The sequence below is a fragment of the Streptomyces sp. NPDC087906 genome (genome assembly GCF_055584925.1).
The window spans coordinates 440,382-458,600 of record NZ_JBVJLC010000002.1 but is presented as its reverse complement, the minus strand read 5'-3'; the positions used below and the strand labels follow the sequence as shown (position 1 = coordinate 458,600).

The following is an 18,219-nucleotide window of genomic DNA, read 5'->3' as shown; positions in this document are numbered from 1 at the left end:
TTCGGCAACCGATGAGAGCAACCGACGAGAACCACGCCCCGGGCCCCGGCCCGGGGCGTGGCTCACGGCGTGCCCCGGGGTGTTGTGCTCCGGCTCAGCGGGCCGCCTCCACCTCCAGGAACCGCCGTCTGCGGGGGCCGCGGTAGAGCAGCGCCTCCCAGCCCATCCGGCCGAGCGCGGCGGCGCACGCGGTCAGCGCGCGCTCCTCCTCCTGGGCGGCGCCACTGCCGGCCGGGCCCAGCCACTCCACCCGTACCGCTTCCGGCCGTTCGCCGTCCGTGACCCGGAAGCCGGTCGTGAGCGGCGCGTCCGAGCCGTCCGTCTCGCACCGCGCGAGCCCCGCCGCCTCCAGCGTGAGCGCCACGGCGCGGACCATGCGCGTCAGCTCCCACTCCGCGGGGACGGCGGCGGGATCGCCGGGGCCCTCGTTGGTCAGCCGCCGGATCTGCAGCAGCCCCTCGAAAGCCACCCGGACCTCGGCTGCCCGCGTCCCGGTCTCCTCGTCGCCCGTCATGACCGCGACTCTGCCAGCAACCGCTGACATCCGATGTTCCGCGCCAGCCCATGTTGGCTATTTGCGTAAGTGTCCTTCATTTCTTGCGTGGTGAGTTGGTACGTTGGTGGCGTGAAGAAAAGACTCTCTCAGGTGGCCGAGTTCGCCGGCGTCAGCGAGACCACGGCGCGGCGGGTGCTCAACGGGGCCACGGACGTGTCACCGGCGACCCGGGACGCGGTGCTGACCGCCATGGACGTCTGCGGTTTCGAACGGCCCCGCCAGTTGCAGCAGGAGCGGGCGGCCCTGGTCGGGCTCGTCGTGCCCGACCTGCAGAATCCGATCTTTCCCGCCTTCGCGGAGGCGCTGGCGGGACTCCTCAACAAGCGCGGCTTCATCCCGGTGCTCTGCACGCGCACCGCGGACGGCGTCTCCGAGGCCCACTACATCGACATGATCCTCAAACAGAACGTCGGCGGGATCATCTTCATCGGCGCCAGCTACGCCGACGCGGGACCGGAGCAGGGCAGGGCGCTGCGCGAGCGCCAGATACCGATCGTCCTGCTCAACGCGGCCGACGAGAACGCGGGCGTGGCGCAGGTGTCCATCGACGACGCGGCGTCGGCGCAGCAGGTGCTGGCCCATCTGTCGGCGCTCGGCCACCGGCGGATCGGCATGATCCTGGGGCCGGTCGGCCATGTGCCGTCGGCCCACAAACTCGCCGGCTACCAGGCGTTCTGCGCCCGGCAGGGCGACAGCGAGGGGGAGTGGCGCAAGCGGGTCGCGCACGGGCTGTTCTCGATGGAGGGCGGCGCGACGGCGCTGCCGCGGCTCCTGGAGGGCGGGGTTACCGCGGTGGTCTGCGCAAGCGACGCACTGGCGCTCGGCGCCATTCGGGCGGCGCGGCGGCAGGGGCTGCGGGTCCCCGAGGACCTGTCGGTCGTCGGTTTCGACGACTCTCCGTACATGGTCGCGACCGACCCGCCGCTCACGACGGCCCGCCAGCCGGTGCAGGCGATGGCGGCCGCCGCCATCGCCTCACTGGTCTCGCAGATGAAGGGCCACGCGACGGAGGGGGAGTCGATGATGTTCGACACGGAGCTGATTGTGCGCAGTTCAACGGCCCCGCCGTCGCGTTCCCGGAGCCGGTGACCGCCCGGCGCCGCACCCGTTCGCCCTACCCGCAGCCACCGAGGGGCCCGGCCGTCCGCCGGGCCCCTCGGTGCTGTCCGCCCTAGTGACGGTGTGTTACAGGCGGCCGAGTCGCAGATTAAGTTCTTGCGCAGACTCATTGACTTCTTGCGTCCTCCGCTTTTACTGTCAGCGCCGTTGAGATGACGCAGAGGCCGTGCCCCTGCAAGTCACGCAAACCCGTTGCAGGAAGGCATGGGATCTCCATGGACGGCATCACAAGACGCCAAGCCCTCGGTCTGGCCGCGGCCACCGCCCTCACCCTGGGACTCGCCGGCTGCGGCGGCTCGTCCGGGTCCGGCGGGAGCGGGGTGGGCAAGGACGGCGTCGTGACGATCACGGTCAACGGCATGCCCGCCAAGACCCAGCCCGCCGACCGCAAGGACTACGAAGAGCTGGTCAAGCAGTTCGAGGCGAGCCACCCGAAGATCAAGATCGTCGCCCACGAGGGCCAGATGGACCCCAGCACCTTCGCGGCGAAGCTGGCGGGCGGCCAGTTGGAGGACGTGTTCTACGTCTACTTCACCGACCCGGCGGGACTGATCCAGCGCCACCAGGCCGCCGACATCACCCCGTACCTCAAGGGCGTGCCGTACCTGGACGACATCCGCCCCGAACTCCAGGACGTCTTCAAGAGCGACGGCAAGGTCTACGGCCTGCCCACCGGCAACTACTCACTCGGTCTGCTCTACAACCGGGAGCTGTTCAAGAAGGCCGGACTCGACCCGGACGCCCCGCCGACCACCTGGGAAGAGGTGCGCGCCGCCGCCAAGAAGATCAGCGCGCTCGGCGACGACACCGTCGGCTACGCCGACTACAGCAAGAACAACCAGGGCGGCTGGCACCTGACGTCGTGGATCTACTCGATGGGCGGCGACGTCGCCACCCAGCAGGGCGGTCGCTGGAAGGCCGCGTTCAACAGCGAGGCGGGTCGCAAGGCGCTCCAGGCGCTGCACGACATGCGCTGGACCGACAACAGCATGGGCACCCGCCAGCTCCTGGAGATCGGCGACGTCCAGAAGCTGATGGGCGCGGGCAAGCTCGGGATGTACATGGCGGGCCCGGACAACATCCCCACCATCGTCAAGCAGTTCGAGCGCAAGTACGACGAGTTCGGCCTCGCCGCACTGCCCGGCACCGCGACCCTCGGCGGCGGCGACGGCTTCATGTTCAACCCCAAGGCGTCCCCGGAGAAGATCAAGGCCGGGCTCCAGTGGGTCCAGTGGAAGTACCTCAACCCCGACCGCGAGGAGGCGAACAGCAAGAAGTTCGCCGCCCTCGGAGTGCCGATCGGACTGCCCCAGCCCAACCTCTTCGACGGCGCGGCGCAGACCAAGAACGACGCGATCCACGCCAAGTACGCCAATGTGCCGCAGGCCAACTACAAGCCCTTCGTCGACCGCAGCCCGCAGGTCGCCGTCAAGGTCGAGCCGCCCAACGCGCAGCAGATATACACCGTCCTCGACGGGGTGATGCAGGCCGTACTCACCAAGAAGGACGCGGACTTCGACCAGCTCCTCGGCGACGCCCAGAAGAAGGTCGACACCATCCTCGCCACGGCCAAGTGAGCTGACCTGAGGATGGCAACGGACGCACCCCCCTCCACCACGCAGCGCACCCCCGTGCGCGGACCCGCCGGAAGCCGCGCGAAGAACAGCGGAGGACCGGCGCACCGCCCGGCCGGCCGGCGCGCACGCCGGATCCGCGAGAACGCGGTCGCCTATCTCTTCCTCGCCGCCGGGATCCTGTGCTTCGCGCTCTTCTCCTGGTACCCGATCGTGCGCGGTGTCCTGCTGAGCTTCCAGCAGGTCAACTTCGCCGAACCGGCCAGGTGGGTGGGGCTCGACAACTTCCAACGGCTCTTCGACGACCCGCTGTTCACGACGGCCTGGCGCAACACCGGCTACTTCACGCTGCTGGCGCTGGTGTTCGGCTTCGCGGCGCCCTTCGCGACCGCCCTCGTCCTCAACGAGTTCCGGCACGCCAGGTCGTATCTGCGGATGACCGTCTACCTGCCGGTGATGCTGCCGCCGATCGTCACGATGCTGCTGTGGCGCTGGTTCTACGACCCGGGACCCGGCCTGTTCAACAACGTGCTGGGCGTCTTCCACCTGCCCGCACAGCAGTGGCTGGAGTCGGAGAACCTCGCGATGGTCTCCCTGGTCCTCGTCTCCACCTGGGCCAACATGGGGACCACCACCCTCATCTACCTCGCGGCGCTCGGCGGCATCCCCGGTGAGCTGTACGAGGCGGCCGAGCTGGACGGTGCGTCCATCGCCCGCAGACTGTGGCACGTCACCGTGCCGCAGATGCGCTTCATCCTGATGATCACGCTGCTGCTCCAGATCATCGGCACGATGCAGGTGTTCATCGAGCCGTTCGTCCTCACCGGCGGCGGCCCCGACGACGCCACGGTCACCGTCCTGCTGCTGCTCTACCGCTACGCGTTCGTCTACAACGACTTCGGCCTGGCCAGCGCCATGAGCACGCTGCTCTTCGTGGTGCTCGGCACCTTCGCAGGCATCTATCTGCGCCTCACCAGGACCAGGAGCTGAGCACCGCCATGGCCGCCGAAACGCCCGTACGCACCCTGATAGCCCCGACCGAGATGACCCGCCGCACCGGCAGGTTCCTCTACCGCTTCGTCCTCACGGCGACCCTGGCCGGATTCACCCTCGCCTTCGTCTTCCCGCTCTACTGGATGACGACCGGCGCGCTCAAGTCCTCCGCCGAACTCGCCGCCCCGCACCCCACGTTGCTGCCGCAGACCTGGCACCCGGACAGCTACTCCCACGCCTGGTCCAGCGTCGGACTCGGCCAGTACTTCCTCAACACACTGCTGCTCGCCGCAGGCGCCTGGCTCCTCCAGCTCGTCGTGGACGTCGCCGCCGCCTACGCGCTGTCCAAACTGCGGCCCGTGCTCGGCAACGTGGTCCTCGGCATGATGCTCGCCACCCTGATGCTGCCGGTCTCCGCGCTGCTCGTACCGACGTATCTGACCGTCGTCGACGTGCCGCTGGTGCACGCCAACCTCATCAACACCCCGTGGGCGATCTGGCTGCCGGCCTGCGCCAACGCGTTCAACATCTTCATACTCAAGCGGTTCTTCGACCAGATCCCAGGCGAACTGCTCGACTCCGCGCGGATCGACGGCGCCGGCACCGTACGGGTCCTGGTCTCCGTCATCCTGCCGCTCTCCCGCCCGGTCCTCGCCGTGGTGTCCATCTTCGCGGTCGTCGGAGTCTGGAAGGACTTCCTCTGGCCGATGCTCGTCCTGCCCGACCCGGCACGGCAGCCGATCACCGTGGCGCTGAACCGGCTCTCCCTCGACATGCCCGCGAACCAACTCCTCGCGGGCATGGTGATGGCCAGTGTGCCGCTGCTCGTCCTGTTCCTGATCTTCCAGCGCAGCATCATCTCCGGCCTCACCGCAGGCAGCCTCAAAGGCTGATTCCTGTCTCCCCCCTCCTGGAAGGACACACTGTCGTGTCACCAGCACCGAGAACACGTCCAACTCCCTCCCCCTCTACGGCCCTTCTGCGCATATCCGCCCTGATGGTGGCCCTGATCTGCGCCCTGGCCTACGCGCTGACCGGGCCGCTGGCCCCCGGCGCGCACGCGGCGAGCAGCACCCTGGAAGCAGAGTCGGCCGCGCTGTCCGGCGGCGCCGCCGTCTCCACCGAGCACCCCGGCTACACCGGCAGCGGCTTCGTCGGCGGTTACACCGACGCCAACAAGGGCAAGGCGTCCACCTCGTTCACCGTCCAGTCGGCAGCGGCCGGCGCCGGCTCGGTGAAGATCCGCTACGCCAACGGCACCACGGCGACGATGACCCTGAGCCTCTACGCCAACGGCACCAAGGTCCGCCAGGTGAGCCTGCCCCCCACGGCCAACTGGGACAGTTGGACCACCCGTGACGAGGCGCTGACCTACCGGCAGGGCGCCAACACCGTCGCCCTGACCTTCACCACCGCCGACAGCGGCAACGTCAACCTCGACAACGTCGTCGCCACCACGCCGGACAGCACACCGACCGATCCGCCCACCGACCCGCCGACCGACCCGCCCGCCGGATCGCCCGCCCTGCAGGCCGAGAGCGCCTACTTCTCCGGTGGCGCCTCCGTCGCGACCTCGGCGGCCGGCTTCACCGGCAGCGGCTACCTCACCGGCTTCACCACCAGCGGCGCCCGCTCCGTGTACGACGTCAACACCGCCTCCGCCAAGACCTATCCGGTGGTCGTGCGCTACCGCACCGACGGCGGATCGGCCGCCACCATCAGCCTCACCGCCAACGGCAGCAAGGTCCGCCAGCTCTCGCTGCCCGGCACCTCGGGCGCGTGGAAGGACGCCACCACCGACGCCCCGCTGCGGGCCCAGCTCAACACACTGACCCTGCGCACCGAGTCGGGTGACAACGGCGCCCTGCAACTGGACGGCGTCACCGTCACCGGGTCGGCCGCCCTTGCCACCCGCGGCGCGACCGTCCCGTACACCACGTACGAGGCGGAGTCCGGCGCCACCAACGCCTCCACCATCGGCCCCGACCGCACGTACCTCTCCGTGCCGTCCGAGGCGTCGGGCCGCAAGGCGGTCGTCCTCGACAGCACCGGCGAGTACGTCCAGTTCACCCTGACCAAGCCCGCCAACGCGCTGACCCTGCGCTACTCCCTGCCGGACACCGCCCCCTCGGCGACCCTCAGTGTGTACGCGGGCTCCACCCATGTCCGCGACCTCGATCTGACCACCAAGTACAGTTGGGTGTACGGCGCGTACCCGTACAACAACGACTCGTCGCAGGGCTCCGGCCACCACTTCTTCGACGAGACCCGCGCCCTCATCGGCAGCTTCCCCGCCGGGACCGTGCTCAAGTTCCAGAAGGACGCGGGGGACACCGCCGCCTCGTACACCCTGGACCTCGTCGAGACCGAGACCGTCGCGGCCGACCAGGCCATGCCGTCCAGCGGGTTCGTCTCCGCGACCACCCTCGGCGTCACCGCCAACGACAACAGCGACGACACCTCAGCCCTCAACTCGGCCGTGCAGAACGTGAAGTCGCAGGGCAAGGGGCTCTGGCTGCCCGCCGGTACGTACAACATCTCCGGGCACGTGAACCTCACCGGGATCGCCCTGCGCGGCGCCGGCGCCTGGTCGACCGTACTGCGCGGCAGCAACGGCAAGGGCGGCCTCTTCGGCCAGGGCGGCACCAGCACCGTCCAGGACCTGACCATCGCCGGTGACGTGTCCTACCGCGACGACGCCAACTTCGACGCCGGTATCGAAGGCAACTTCGGCAACGGCTCGACGTTCCAGAACATCTGGATCGAACACACCAAGGTCGGTCTGTGGATCGACGCACCCACCAACGGCCTGTACGCCACCGGGCTGCGCATCCGCGACACCTTCGCCGACGGCGTCAACCTCCACAAGGGGACCACCGACACCGAACTGCGCAACTCCAGCATCCGCAACACCGGCGACGACGGACTCGCGATGTTCTCCGAGGGCCAGGCGGTCACCCGCAGCGCCTTCCGCTTCAACACCGTGCAGGTGCCGCTGCTCGCCAACACCGTGGGCATCTACGGCGGCAACGCCAACCGCGTCGAGGACAACCTCCTCTCCGACACCGTCACCGGCTCGGCCGGCATCGCCATCAGCAGCCGCTTCGCGCCCGTACCGTTCAGCGGCACCACGTCCGTGCAGCGCAACACACTCCAGCGCACCGGCGGCTTCGAACCCAACTGGCAGAGCAAGTTCGGCGCCCTGTGGATCTACGCCGACTCCTCCGACATCACAGCGCCCGTCCTCGTCCAGGACATCGACATCATCGACTCCACCTACAGCGGGGTGCTGATCTCCTTCAACAAGACGGTCAGCAATCTGACCCTGAAGAACATCAAGATCCAGAACACCGGCCTCTACGGCATCGAGATCCAGTCCGCGGGATCCGGCACCTTCTCCGGTGTCACGGTCAGCGGCGCCGCCTCCGGTGGCCTGAACAGCAGCGGCGGATTCGCCATCACGCGCGGAGCCGGCAACTCCGGCTGGTAACCGCCCCCGGTGCCGGGGCCCCCGCGACCCCGGGGGCCCCGGCACCACCTCATCGAACAAGGAGTTCCTGTGACCCACTGGTGGCGGCATGCCGCGATCTACCAGATCTACGTACGCAGCTTCGCCGACGGCGACGGCGACGGCACCGGCGACCTCGCCGGCGTCCGCGACCGGCTGCCCTATCTGCGGGAACTGGGCGTCGACGCCCTGTGGTTCACCCCCTGGTACACCTCACCGATGGCCGACGGCGGCTACGACGTCGCCGACTACCGCGACATCGACCCGCTGTTCGGCACCCTCGCCGAGGCCGAGCAACTCGTCGAGGACGCCCACACCCACGGACTGCGCGTCCTCGTCGACCTCGTACCCAACCACTGCTCCGACCAGCACCACTGGTTCCAGGAAGCGCTCGCCGCAGGACCCGGCTCCGCCGCACGCGAACGCTTCTGGTTCCTGCCGGGCCGCGGCGACAGCGGCGAACTGCCGCCCAACGACTGGCACTCCTACTTCGGCGGCAGCGCCTGGACCCGGATCACCGAGGCCGACGGCACCCCAGGACCCTGGTACCTGCACATGTTCGCCCCGCAGCAGCCCGACCTGAACTGGGAACACCCCGAGGTCCGCGCCGAGTTCGAGGACATCCTGCACTTCTGGCTGCGCCGCGGCGTCGACGGCTTCCGGATCGACGTGGCACACGGCCTCGCCAAGAAGCCGGGACTGCCCGACATCGGCCCCGACCCCGACCCGACCGATCTGCCCTACCAGGACCACGACGACGTCCATGACATCTACCGCAGTTGGCGCAAGATCCTCGACGGCTACCCCGGCGACCGGATCTTCGTCGGCGAGGTCTGGCTGCCGTCGGCCGAGCAGTTCGCCCGCTATCTGCGCCCCGACGAACTGCACTCCGCCTTCAACTTCGACTTCCTGTGCAGCTCGTGGGAGCCGGCCGCGCTGCGCGACGTCATCGACTCGACGCTCGCCGCACACGGCCCGGTCGGCGCGCCGCCCACCTGGGTGCTCTCCAACCACGACACCATCCGCCATGTCACCCGCTACGGCCGCGCCGACACCTCGTTCGATATGGGCGACAAGCGGCTCGGCGACCCGAGCGACCTGGCACTCGGCCGCCGAAGAGCCCGCGCCGCTGCGCTGCTGACCATGGCGCTGCCCGGCGGGGTGTACATCTACCAGGGCGACGAACTGGGCCTGCCCGAGGTCCAGGACCTGCCGGACGCACTCCTCCAGGACCCCACCTATGTGCGCTCCGGCGGCGCCGACCGGGGCCGCGACGGCTGCCGCATCCCGCTGCCCTGGCAGGACGGCGGCGCGGCGCTCGGCTTCTCACCGGACGGCGCCACCGCGGCGCCCTGGCTGCCGCAGCCCGCCGACTGGGCCGCGCTCAGCGCCGCGCGACAGGCCGCCGACCCCGACTCGTTCCTCGCCCTCTACCGCGCGGCCCTGGCGCTGCGCTCGGCCCGCCTGACCGGCCTGCCGGAGACCCTGACCTGGGTCGACAGCCCGCCGGGGACCCTCTGCTTCGACCGCGACGGCGGCTTCCGCTGCCTGGTCAACGCGACGGAGGCGCCGGTTCCGCTGCCTGCGGGCGGGCAGGTGCTGCTCAGCAGCGGACCGCTGGACGAGAGCCCCGAGGGCGGCGTCCTGCCCGCCGACAGCACGGTCTGGCTGGACATGAACTGAGCAACCGCGGTCCGGGCCCGGCTACTTCACCGACTTCTCGCCGGTCGGGCCCGCGGCGACCGGTGGTCCCGCGATCGTGGCCAGCCGCAGCTTGGTCTCGTCCTCGCTGCCTGGCACGGCCGTCATGATCACGATCTTCAGCTCGGAGTCACCGTCGGTCAGGGTGTCGCAGTCCACCGTGACCGTCCCAACCGACGGGTGCTCGATCCTCTTGTGGTCCTCGCGGTGCGTGGCCACCGAACCCGCCGCCCACAGCTCGGCGAACCGCTCGCTGCCCGCGGTCAGTTCGCGGATCAGCTCCGCCAGGTGCGTGTCGTGCGGGAAGCGGCCGGTGGCCCGGCGCAGATCGGAGACGACAGCCGCGTCCGTCGCTGCCCTGTCCACCTCGATCACCGGCCACAGCGCGAGCCGGACCGGGCCCGCGTCCTGCGGGAACCTGCTGCGGGCGAAATTGCGCCGCCGCGGTGGAATCGCCGACGGGTCGCCCAGCAGCGCGGCCCAGCCGCGGTTCCACCAGATGAGCTGCCAGTCGGCGGCGAACACCGCGGCCGCGGTGTCCGCCAGCCGGCTGAGCACCCGCTGCACACCGGGCGGGATATGGCCGGGGATCGTGTCGTCCCCCGGCGGAACGAGGTGGGCGAGCCGGTACAGGTGGTCCCGCTCGGCGGCCGAAAGCTGGAGGGCGCGGGCCAGGGACGCCACCACCGAGGCCGAAGGCGTCGTGGACCGCCCCTGCTCCAGGCGTACGACGTAGTCGACCGACACCCCGGCGAGTTCGGCCAGCTCCTCGCGGCGCAGCCCGGCGGCGCGGCGCGCGTGGCCCACCGGCAGTGCGGCGGCCGACGGGGGCAGCCGGTCCCGCCAGGTGCGGATCATCGCACCCAGCCCGGCTCCGGGGGTCGTTTTCATACGTCCCATGCTCCCGCATCCCGGGGCCGCCCGGCGCCGCCCATGGTGGTACTGCCGTTCCTACCGTCGAACCTTCTCTGGTCGGCCGCCCCGGCCGGACGAAGACTGAAGGCATGACGATCATCTTCATCACAGGAGCGAACAAGGGGCTCGGCCGTGAGACGGCCCGCCGGCTCGTCGAGCTGGGCCACACCGTCCTCGCCGGAGCCCGTGACCCCGAACAGGGCGCGGAGGCCGCCGCCGCACTCGGCGCGCGGTTCGTGCCCATCGACGTGACCGACGACGCGTCGGTCACGGCCGCGGCGGCGGACGTCGCCGCGCACGAAGGCTCGGTCGACGTGCTGGTCAACAACGCGGGCATCCTCGGCCCCGCCACTGCCGCGGACGGGCTGACCGGCGCCGACGCCCTCGGTGTCCTCGACGTCAACGTCGCGGGAGTGGTCCGTACGACCACCGCCTTCCTGCCGCTGCTGCGCAGGTCGGCCGATCCCGTCGTGGTCAACGTCAGCAGCGGCGTCGGCTCGCTCGCGTTCACCCACGACCCGGAGCGGGTCGAGTCGTCCGTCGTCGCACCGCTGTACGCCGCGTCGAAGGCGGCGCTCACGATGCTGACCACCCAGTACGCCAAGGCGCTGCCGGACATCCGGATCAACGCCGCCGATCCCGGCTACACGGCGACCGACCTCAACGGCCACAGCGGCCACCAGACCGTCACGGAGGGGACGGACGCGATCGTCGCGCTGGTCACGGAGAAGCCGGGCTCGGGCTCCGGCCGCTTCGTCGACCGGGAAGGCGAGATCGGCTGGTAGCGGCGCCGGGCGCCGATACGCGGTAGGGCGGCGAGGCGCCGGACGGGCAGCGTCGAACGGGCAGCAAAGAGACCCCGACCGGACGGGGGAGACCGGTCGGGGCCGTATGGGGAAGGGTGCGGATGGCGGTCGCCTCGCGGCGATGCGCTCCATGGGGCTTCAGCCGAACGATCGTCCCCATGTGCGATTTTTATCTGGGGCCCGGGGACACTTCCCATCCACACCCACGCCCAGTCCAACGGCCGGCCCCCGCCGATTGTTCCCCGGCCCCGGCGAGGTTCCCGGCAGGTTCCTACGAGGGGAACTGGTCCTCCGGAATCTCGCTGGTCGTGGCATTGCCCAGGATCGACTTGGCCAGCGAGAACGTCAGCACGTCGTACTGCGTACCGCCGCTCACCTGCTTCGTGCGGAAGACCGCCCTGTCGTCGAACTTCTGGAAGCTGCAGTCACGCGTGAAGGACTTCTTCGCCCCGTTCCAGTCAGCGCCTGTCGTGAAGTACACCGTGTACGAGCCGTTCGAGACGCTGCGCACCGTAGCACGGTCGTGCTTGCGCACGTACACCGTGAAGACGCTCTTCTTGCCCCGGGTCAGGGCGATCACGGCGTCGCTGTCCGTGCCGTTGTCGATGGTGAGCTTGCCGAGCCCGGAGCGGCCGGAGTCCTTCACGAGATGGCCGTTCCCGAGCCGGCGGTGGAGCGGTTTCTCGGTGCGCGGCGGCTTCAGCTCGGCCGGATAGCCCAGCGTGGTCAGCGATTCCGTCGCTTTCCGCACCGCAGCGGGCCCCGCACCGCCGCCCAGCTCCACCCGGGGCGACGTCGCGCAGCGTCCGCTGTCCGGCGCCGCGTCCGTGAGGTCGCCGCTCAGATCACGCAGCGCCATGGCGAGATCGTTGTTCCCCGTCGCCGCGTCGTCGGGCGTCGGGACCCCGTCCAGCGAGTCGGCCGCCGAGGTGGCTGCGGTGGCGGCGGCGCCCAGGGCCTTCGCCAGCTCCTTGCCCTCGTGCGCCCGGTCGACCGCACGCAGCGCCCGGTCGACCGGCGCGAGCGTCGTGGTCAGCGCCTTGCCGTAGACGGCCGGATCGACCGTGGGCGTCGGGCTCGGCTCCGCGCTCCCGCTGCTGACGGAGGCCGAAGGCTCCGATCCGCTGCCCGAGCCGCCCGAGCCGCCGCCTGATCCGCCGCCTGATCCGCACGCCGCCAGCGACACCGCCGCCAGAGCCAGTGCGGACATGCGCGCATACGTGTACTTCCCCATAACGCCCCCCGAATTCCCCCGCCCGGCGCAGGCCAGGCCCCGTATGTCCACGGTTCTCCGACGGCGGACGGCTGTCAAGAAGGCCCCTGGCCACCGCGGCGCCGCGTTCTGCTGGCGACGGCGCAGAACCGGCCGTACGGTTGAACCACGACTGGACTGACTGACTCGATAGCGACCGACGCGGTCGGGACGGGCGGGCGGCACCATGGCACACGAAGGAAGCAGCGGCGGAATGATCTGCAGCCACCTCGCTGACGTGGAACCTGTGACCCCGGACAGCGAGGACAGTTGTCTGGACTGCGTGGCGCTCGGCGACACGTGGGTGCATCTGCGGGAGTGCCAGACCTGCGGGCACATCGGATGCTGCGACTCCTCCAAGAACAAGCACGCGACCGCGCACAACAAGGCCACCGGGCACCCGCTCATCCGCTCCTACGAGCCCGGTGAGGGCTGGTGGTGGTGTTACGAGGACGAGGTCGTCTTCGAGGTCGAGGGCATGGGCCCGGTCCGCCCCGCCTGATCCCGGCCGCCGGCCGGGTCCGCTGATCGGGGCCGCTGATCGGGACCCGTACGCTCAAGACCCGCCGGAGGCCGCGCCGAACCCGTCACGCCAGGACCGCACGCGCGGCGTCCAGCCCAGGTCCTCGCGGGCGTGGCGGTTGCTCGCGCCCCGCGCCCAGTCGTGCCGGGGGCCAGGCCCGGTCGCGTGCTCAGGCAGCGGCGCGCCGACAGCCGCGCAGAACGCCGGGATCCAGTCATGGCCCGCCGCGGGTTCGTCGTCGCACACGTTCACCGCGCCCGACGGCCACTCCAGCGCCGCGACAGCCGCGGCCACGGCGTCGTCGACATGCAGGAAGCTGCTCACGTCACCGTCGGCGACCAGCTCCCCGGCGAGCGCCTGCTCCGCCATCAGCGCGCCGGGCGCGTACCAGGTGCCGGGGCCGTAGAGCACGCCGTACCGCAGCGCCACCCACTCGGGCAGCTCCCGGGCCGTCTCCTCCAGCGTCGCCACGGCCCGTACGGTCGTCGACCTCGGCGCCTCCGCCGTCAGATCCAGCGGGGTCTCCTCGCAGGCGGGCCCCTCACCGCCCTGGTAGGCCCAGGCGATGCTCTGCGCCACCATCCGCCGGGCGCCCGCCGACAGCGCGGCATTGGCCAGATTGGCGGTGCCGATCTTCCGCATCGCGGCGTTCGCCTCGCTGCTGCCGCCGCTGAGGTCGGTGAGCTGGTGCATGACGACCTCGGGTGACGCGTTCCTGACGGTACGGGTGATCGCCTCGGCGTCGTACACATCGGCGACGGCGGCCTCGGCGCCCTTCGAGCGCAGCGCCTCAGCGTCCGAGGTGCGGCGGGTCAGCGCGACGACGTCATGGCCGTCGGCGAGCAGCAGGGGCAGCAGCCGGCTGCCGATGACACCGGTGGCTCCTGCCAGGAAGATACGCATGTCGGCCGGCCTCTCGTCGCTGTCGTCGTGGTGGCGTCCCCGCCCAGCTCAGCATCCCCCGGCGGCGCGCCGCACCCGCCGCTCCGCCGCGCCGGACGCGGGGAGGACTTTTACCGCGTTTCGGGGGCAGGCCGTTGTCTGACGGAAGGGAAGTGCGGCATGAACGGCTCCACCGAGCAGACATCGCAGGATTCGACGCCGACCATCACGGAACCGGTCTCCGACCTCCAGCTCCAGCTCCTGATCAGGCTGCTGGGGGAGGACCCCAGATCATGGCTGCCGATCACACTGAACGTGCCGGGCGGTGTGGTGTACGGGGACCTGATCACGCGCGAGGCGTGGAAGGCCGACTGGGCGCGGAGCCTGCGCCGGGTGCGGAGCGTCGGCTCGAACCTGCTCGCCAGGTTCCCCGAGACGGTGGACCAGGCCGTCGACGAACTGCGCGGCGACGACGGGTCGCAGCACCTGCCGCGCTGGATCCATCTGCGCAACGTCACCGTGACGACGGGCGGTGTCAGCCCCGACGTGGAGGTGCCGGTGTGGCGCGGCAGGCTCTCCGACGTGGCCGGCTGGGCGCTGGGCCGCCCGGAGCAGCCCGACGAGCACTGACCCACCGCTCCCGACGACCAGCGCGCCGCGAGCCGCGCCCGCCCGGCCGGAGCCGACGCCCGCCGGCCGGGCGTTTCGCCCGCGCCCGAGCGCGCGTCGGCTCAGGCCGCGCGGCGTGTCGGGTCAGGCCGACGTGACGGTGAACAGCGCGCCGTCCGGGTCGCGCAGCGTCGCCTCGCGGAGCGTGGGCGCGGCCTCGGCGGGTGAGACCAGCACGCCGCCCCTGGCCGTCGCCGCAGCGACGGACTCCGCCACCTCCGGCACCTGGAAGTAGACGTGCCAGCGCGGCCGCAACTGCGGATCGGGCATCGCCTGGACGGCGCCGCCCCGGATCTTGGCGACCACATGGCCCTCCTGGCGCAGCACCGCGCTGTCGTCCTCCCGCACGAGCGTGAAGTCGCCCTCGCCCTCGGGCGCCCAGCCCAGCACCTGGCTGTAGAAGCGGGCGGCGTCCGACGTGTCGCGGGTGCGCAGCTCCAGCCAGGCCGGGGCGCTGCCGCGGCCCACCGTCCAGTCGGAGCGCACGGCGCCCTCCCAGATCCCGAAGGCCGCGCCGTCCGGGTCGGTGGCGAGCGCCGCGCGGCCGGTGTGGAAGGCGAGCGGGCCCACGGCCACCGTCGCGCCGCGCTCCCTGATCCGGGCCGCCGCCGCGTCCACGTCGGCCACGGCGAAGTACGGCGTCCAGGAGACGGCGACCTGGAGCGACGACGCGAGCGCGCCGATGCCGGCGACGGGCAGCCCGTCGGTGAGCGCCACGCAGAAGTCGTCCCCGAGCCCGGCGGCGCGGTACGTCCAGCCGAGCACATCGCCGTAGAAGAGCTGGGAGGCGGCGAGTTCACGTGACAACAGGGTCACCCAGCACGGCGCCCCGGCCACTGTCTGCGAATCAGTCTTGTCCCGCTCCAACACCGCTCACTCCGTCTTCGTCCGACCGCCTGTTTGACCCTTACTCTGCCAGGCCGCGCGGCGCGCCGCGCAGGGCCCTCAGCGCAGCAGCAGCTCCACGCCGCCGAGGACGGTCGCCCCGATCACCAGCCGTTCGAACACCCGTTGATTGATGCGGTTGACGCAGACCTTGCCGATGAGGGCGCCGGGCACGACGAACAGCGCGAGGAACACGTCCAGCAGCAGGGAGCGTCCGTCGATCAGCCCGAGCCCCACGCTGAAGGGCACCTTGGCGGTGTTGACGATCAGGAAGAACCAGGCGGACGTGCCGAGGAAGCTCAGTTTCCGGAAGCCGGCGGACAGCAGATACAGCGACATGACCGGGCCGCCCGCGTTCGCGACCATGGTGGTGAAGCCGCCGAGCACCCCGTAGGAGCGGGCCTTCAGACGGCTGTTGGCCGGCTCCGCCGCGTCGCCTGGACTGTCGGCGGCGGCCCGCGTCGCCGTGTGCCGCCGCCACATCGTGACGCCCGCCATCAGCAGCAGGATCGCCCCGATCGACGTACGGACCGCGGCGTCGTCCGCCCACAGCAGGAACACCGTGCCGACCACCACCCCGGCGGCGACCGCGGGGAACAGCCGCCACAGCGTGGGCCAGTGCGCGTGCCGCCGGTAGGTGAGCACGGCCAGCGCATCCCCGACGATCAGTACGGGCAGCAGCACCCCCGTCGACTCACGCGCGGGCAGCACGGCGGCGAAGACCGCCAGACTGACCGTATTGGCCCCGCTCACCGCCGTCTTGGAGAAACCGACCAGCGCCGCCGCTGCCGCGAGCGCGACGAACCCCCATACACCTGTACCGTCCATGTCGATCACTGATGCTATGCCTCGAACGGGTGTGGAGGCTGTGACGAGGAGGTCGCGCAGTCCGTCGCCCCCGACGCCCGCATCGTGTACGTGGTGCGGCGTGGGCCGGGTCCGGTAGCTCAGCCACCGGACCCGGCCCGCAACGCGCCCGCGGCCGGCGGCGGTTACGGATAGCCGACCAGGTTCGCGACCTGGCTTCCGCTGTTCGACGGGCCCCCGGCCCCGTTGATCACGTGGTTGACGGTGCCCGCACCGCCCAGCGACACGGTGACCATGTCGTGGAACTTCACGCCCGGCGTGTCCGGAACCTCGAAGGCGTGCTCGGCGACCACCGACCTGTCGGCCGTGAAGTTGCAGTAACTGCCGAGCCCCCACGCCTCGTGGTCGGTGACGCCGTCCGCCACCTTGTACGCGGCGTAGCCCTTGGTGTCACCGCTCGTCCAGGCGCCCTGCGACGGCGGGTCGTACGGCATCTCGTTCTGGTAGAAGTACGTCCTGCCGCCGTTGCCGTTCCAGATCGTCTGGTACTCCTGGTAGTGCTCGACGAACAGCCCGTACATCGTGACGTCGTCACCGTTGACGATCAGCCCGTTCGCCGCCGTGTTCTGGTCCCAGCCGACCCCGTCGCCGTGGTCGGCGCGCCAGATCCACAGATGGTCCCCGATGACGTCCGAGCTGTTGACGACCAAGCTCTTTGTCGCCTTGCCGACATGGGCACCGCCGACGCGGAAGAACACATCGCTCAGCGACGTGGGGTTGTCGGCGTGACGCGCGCTCGAACCGTCCGCGCCGACCTCCATCAGCGTCGGCGAGTTGGCGGTACCCGCGTCGATCAGCAGACCGGCGATCTTCACCCCGTCCACGTCGGCGACCGACATCGCGGTGATCCCGTCGTCCGGGGTCAGGGTCGCGAGGCCCATACCGAGGACGACGGTGTCGGGGTCGGTCACCTTCAGCGTCTGGTCCAGGTGGTAGACCCCGGGTGTGACGAGCAGGTTCTTGCCCGCGGCGAGCGCGGCGTTCATGTCGGCCGCCGTCGCACCCGGTTTGGCGATGTAGAAGTCGTCGATCGGCAGGGACTCGCCCGCCGGGGCACCGCCCGACCAGGTCGTCCCCGAGGCGTTCTCGCGCAGCGCGGGCACGAACACCTGGTAGGCGCCCGCTTCGTCGATGTACAGGAACGGCTTCTCGCGGGAGACCGGCGCCTGGTCGACCGTCGTGTACGGCGGGTTGGGGAAGCCCGTGGCCGGGGCGTTCTTCACCCCGACGAAGACCATGTTCCAGTTGGAGCCGTTCCAACCGCCGATCTCGTCGCCCCGGGACAGCCACTGCTGCTGCGTACCGGACTTGACCTGCCCGTCGACCTTCGTGTCGGCCATGAAGCCGCCGCTGGCCCAGCCGCCGTCGTCCAGCGCCAGATCCCCCTTGAGGTGGATCCGGCGGTACGGCGCGGCCTGCGAGACGGCCCAGCGGTCGGCGCCGCCGGTGGGGGTGACGGACAGGTTCTCCGCGTCGCGCCAGAAGTTCTGGGTGGCGTTCTGCGGCGGGAACCAGTCGGCCTCCGCGTGCACGGCCCCGTTGATGTCCACGTCGTCGGGGGACAGGCCGAGCCCCGCGACCTGGGTGTAGAAGCCGACGTTCGCGTCCACGTCGTACGAGCCGGGCTTGAACAGCTCGGCGTGCCGCTCCTCACCGAACTGGTTGGTCTCCTGCTGCCGGAAGACCTCGTCGAGCCGGCCCTGGATGTCGGCGGTCGGCGTCGACGGGTCGAACACGTCGACGTTCGGGCCGAGATCGGGTGCGTCGGCCGACGGGTCGGCGAACGCCTTACCGGTCTGCGCTGCTGCCGGGGCCCCGGCGCTCCGCGGGTCCTGGCCCGCCATGGCCGACTGCGCGGCGAAGGCGCCCGACGCCAGCAGGACGACGGCCGCCGCCACGGGCAGTACGCGGCCGCGCCGCAGGAACCGGCGTCGACCGGCCCGGAGTGCGGGTGTGTCGCTGTTCATGG

General features: G+C 70.7%; 16 protein-coding genes. 9 read left to right on the top strand and 7 right to left on the bottom strand.

Features of this window, described 5'->3' with window-relative positions:
• Positions 1 to 94: 94 nt before the first annotated feature.
• Positions 95 to 514: a hypothetical protein gene (locus ACZ63I_RS07355; RefSeq protein WP_469336265.1), complete on the bottom strand. Its 420-nt coding sequence runs from the start codon at positions 512 to 514 to the stop codon at positions 95 to 97.
• A 111-nt stretch (positions 515 to 625) separates the two neighbouring features.
• Between ACZ63I_RS07355 and ACZ63I_RS07350 the strand changes: the two genes are divergently transcribed.
• From ACZ63I_RS07350 to ACZ63I_RS07325, 6 genes are all read left to right on the top strand, one after another.
• Positions 626 to 1,645 (top strand): LacI family DNA-binding transcriptional regulator, encoded by a 1,020-nt coding sequence (locus ACZ63I_RS07350; protein ID WP_469336263.1) that lies wholly within the window; start codon positions 626 to 628, stop codon positions 1,643 to 1,645.
• 245 nt (positions 1,646 to 1,890) lie between these two features.
• On the top strand, positions 1,891 to 3,252 hold the full coding sequence (locus tag ACZ63I_RS07345; RefSeq protein WP_469336261.1) for an extracellular solute-binding protein: 1,362 nt from the start codon (positions 1,891 to 1,893) through the stop codon (positions 3,250 to 3,252).
• 12 nt (positions 3,253 to 3,264) lie between these two features.
• Complete coding sequence (locus ACZ63I_RS07340) at positions 3,265 to 4,239, top strand: carbohydrate ABC transporter permease (protein WP_469336259.1); 975 nt, start codon at positions 3,265 to 3,267, stop codon at positions 4,237 to 4,239.
• Between the two features lie 8 nt (positions 4,240 to 4,247).
• A complete protein-coding gene (locus tag ACZ63I_RS07335; protein ID WP_469336258.1) occupies positions 4,248 to 5,135 on the top strand; it encodes a carbohydrate ABC transporter permease in 888 nt (295 codons plus the stop codon).
• A 104-nt stretch (positions 5,136 to 5,239) separates the two neighbouring features.
• Positions 5,240 to 7,732, top strand: coding sequence for a carbohydrate-binding protein (locus ACZ63I_RS07330; protein ID WP_469336256.1), 2,493 nt, complete (start codon positions 5,240 to 5,242; stop codon positions 7,730 to 7,732).
• 69 nt (positions 7,733 to 7,801) lie between these two features.
• Complete coding sequence (locus ACZ63I_RS07325) at positions 7,802 to 9,433, top strand: glycoside hydrolase family 13 protein (RefSeq protein ID WP_469336255.1); 1,632 nt, start codon at positions 7,802 to 7,804, stop codon at positions 9,431 to 9,433.
• Between the two features lie 21 nt (positions 9,434 to 9,454).
• Here the strand turns inward: ACZ63I_RS07325 and ACZ63I_RS07320 are convergent, their stop codons facing one another.
• Positions 9,455 to 10,342 (bottom strand): helix-turn-helix transcriptional regulator, encoded by an 888-nt coding sequence (locus ACZ63I_RS07320; protein ID WP_469336253.1) that lies wholly within the window; start codon positions 10,340 to 10,342, stop codon positions 9,455 to 9,457.
• A gap of 113 nt (positions 10,343 to 10,455) precedes the next feature.
• Here ACZ63I_RS07320 and ACZ63I_RS07315 point away from each other — a divergent pair, with 113 nt between their 5' ends.
• Positions 10,456 to 11,151 carry an SDR family NAD(P)-dependent oxidoreductase gene (locus ACZ63I_RS07315; protein WP_469336251.1) on the top strand — a complete coding sequence of 232 codons (696 nt, stop codon included), beginning with the start codon at positions 10,456 to 10,458 and terminating at the stop codon, positions 11,149 to 11,151.
• A 292-nt stretch (positions 11,152 to 11,443) separates the two neighbouring features.
• Here the strand turns inward: ACZ63I_RS07315 and ACZ63I_RS07310 are convergent, their stop codons facing one another.
• Entirely contained in the window at positions 11,444 to 12,382 is a 939-nt protein-coding gene (locus tag ACZ63I_RS07310) for a hypothetical protein (protein ID WP_469336249.1), read from the bottom strand.
• Positions 12,383 to 12,611: 229 nt separating this feature from the next.
• On the opposite strand from ACZ63I_RS07310, the gene ACZ63I_RS07305 reads away from it, so the two are divergent.
• Entirely contained in the window at positions 12,612 to 12,926 is a 315-nt protein-coding gene (locus ACZ63I_RS07305; RefSeq protein WP_469336247.1) for a UBP-type zinc finger domain-containing protein, read from the top strand.
• 54 nt (positions 12,927 to 12,980) lie between these two features.
• On the opposite strand, the gene ACZ63I_RS07300 is transcribed toward ACZ63I_RS07305, so the two are convergent.
• Positions 12,981 to 13,850, bottom strand: a complete 870-nt coding sequence (locus tag ACZ63I_RS07300; protein WP_469336245.1) for an NAD-dependent epimerase/dehydratase family protein — start codon at positions 13,848 to 13,850, stop codon at positions 12,981 to 12,983.
• Positions 13,851 to 14,009: 159 nt separating this feature from the next.
• Between ACZ63I_RS07300 and ACZ63I_RS07295 the strand changes: the two genes are divergently transcribed.
• Positions 14,010 to 14,459 carry a hypothetical protein gene (locus tag ACZ63I_RS07295; protein ID WP_469336243.1) on the top strand — a complete coding sequence of 150 codons (450 nt, stop codon included), beginning with the start codon at positions 14,010 to 14,012 and terminating at the stop codon, positions 14,457 to 14,459.
• Positions 14,460 to 14,582: 123 nt separating this feature from the next.
• Here ACZ63I_RS07295 and ACZ63I_RS07290 read toward each other — a convergent pair whose 3' ends face one another.
• From ACZ63I_RS07290 to ACZ63I_RS07280, 3 genes are all read right to left on the bottom strand, one after another.
• Positions 14,583 to 15,305, bottom strand: a complete 723-nt coding sequence (locus ACZ63I_RS07290) for a VOC family protein (RefSeq protein WP_469337029.1) — start codon at positions 15,303 to 15,305, stop codon at positions 14,583 to 14,585.
• Between the two features lie 138 nt (positions 15,306 to 15,443).
• Positions 15,444 to 16,211, bottom strand: coding sequence for a sulfite exporter TauE/SafE family protein (locus tag ACZ63I_RS07285; RefSeq protein WP_469336241.1), 768 nt, complete (start codon positions 16,209 to 16,211; stop codon positions 15,444 to 15,446).
• A gap of 164 nt (positions 16,212 to 16,375) precedes the next feature.
• A complete protein-coding gene (locus ACZ63I_RS07280) occupies positions 16,376 to 18,217 on the bottom strand; it encodes a coagulation factor 5/8 type domain-containing protein (protein WP_469336239.1) in 1,842 nt (613 codons plus the stop codon).
• Between the last annotated feature and the right edge of the window lie 2 nt (positions 18,218 to 18,219).

What these genes read in the sequence shown, in the direction of transcription:
- ACZ63I_RS07355 (WP_469336265.1), bottom strand. Translation starts at nt 514, where the DNA reads ATGACGGGCGACGAGGAGACCGGGACGCGGGCAGCCGAGGTCCGGGTG.
- ACZ63I_RS07345 (WP_469336261.1), top strand. Translation starts at nt 1,891, where the DNA reads ATGGACGGCATCACAAGACGCCAAGCCCTCGGTCTGGCCGCGGCCACC.
- ACZ63I_RS07340 (WP_469336259.1), top strand. Translation starts at nt 3,265, where the DNA reads ATGGCAACGGACGCACCCCCCTCCACCACGCAGCGCACCCCCGTGCGC.
- ACZ63I_RS07335 (WP_469336258.1), top strand. Translation starts at nt 4,248, where the DNA reads ATGGCCGCCGAAACGCCCGTACGCACCCTGATAGCCCCGACCGAGATG.
- ACZ63I_RS07330 (WP_469336256.1), top strand. Translation starts at nt 5,240, where the DNA reads ATGGTGGCCCTGATCTGCGCCCTGGCCTACGCGCTGACCGGGCCGCTG.
- ACZ63I_RS07320 (WP_469336253.1), bottom strand. Translation starts at nt 10,342, where the DNA reads ATGAAAACGACCCCCGGAGCCGGGCTGGGTGCGATGATCCGCACCTGG.
- ACZ63I_RS07315 (WP_469336251.1), top strand. Translation starts at nt 10,456, where the DNA reads ATGACGATCATCTTCATCACAGGAGCGAACAAGGGGCTCGGCCGTGAG.
- ACZ63I_RS07310 (WP_469336249.1), bottom strand. Translation starts at nt 12,382, where the DNA reads ATGTCCGCACTGGCTCTGGCGGCGGTGTCGCTGGCGGCGTGCGGATCA.
- ACZ63I_RS07305 (WP_469336247.1), top strand. Translation starts at nt 12,612, where the DNA reads ATGGCACACGAAGGAAGCAGCGGCGGAATGATCTGCAGCCACCTCGCT.
- ACZ63I_RS07300 (WP_469336245.1), bottom strand. Translation starts at nt 13,850, where the DNA reads ATGCGTATCTTCCTGGCAGGAGCCACCGGTGTCATCGGCAGCCGGCTG.
- ACZ63I_RS07295 (WP_469336243.1), top strand. Translation starts at nt 14,010, where the DNA reads ATGAACGGCTCCACCGAGCAGACATCGCAGGATTCGACGCCGACCATC.
- ACZ63I_RS07285 (WP_469336241.1), bottom strand. Translation starts at nt 16,211, where the DNA reads ATGGACGGTACAGGTGTATGGGGGTTCGTCGCGCTCGCGGCAGCGGCG.
- ACZ63I_RS07280 (WP_469336239.1), bottom strand. Translation starts at nt 18,217, where the DNA reads ATGAACAGCGACACACCCGCACTCCGGGCCGGTCGACGCCGGTTCCTG.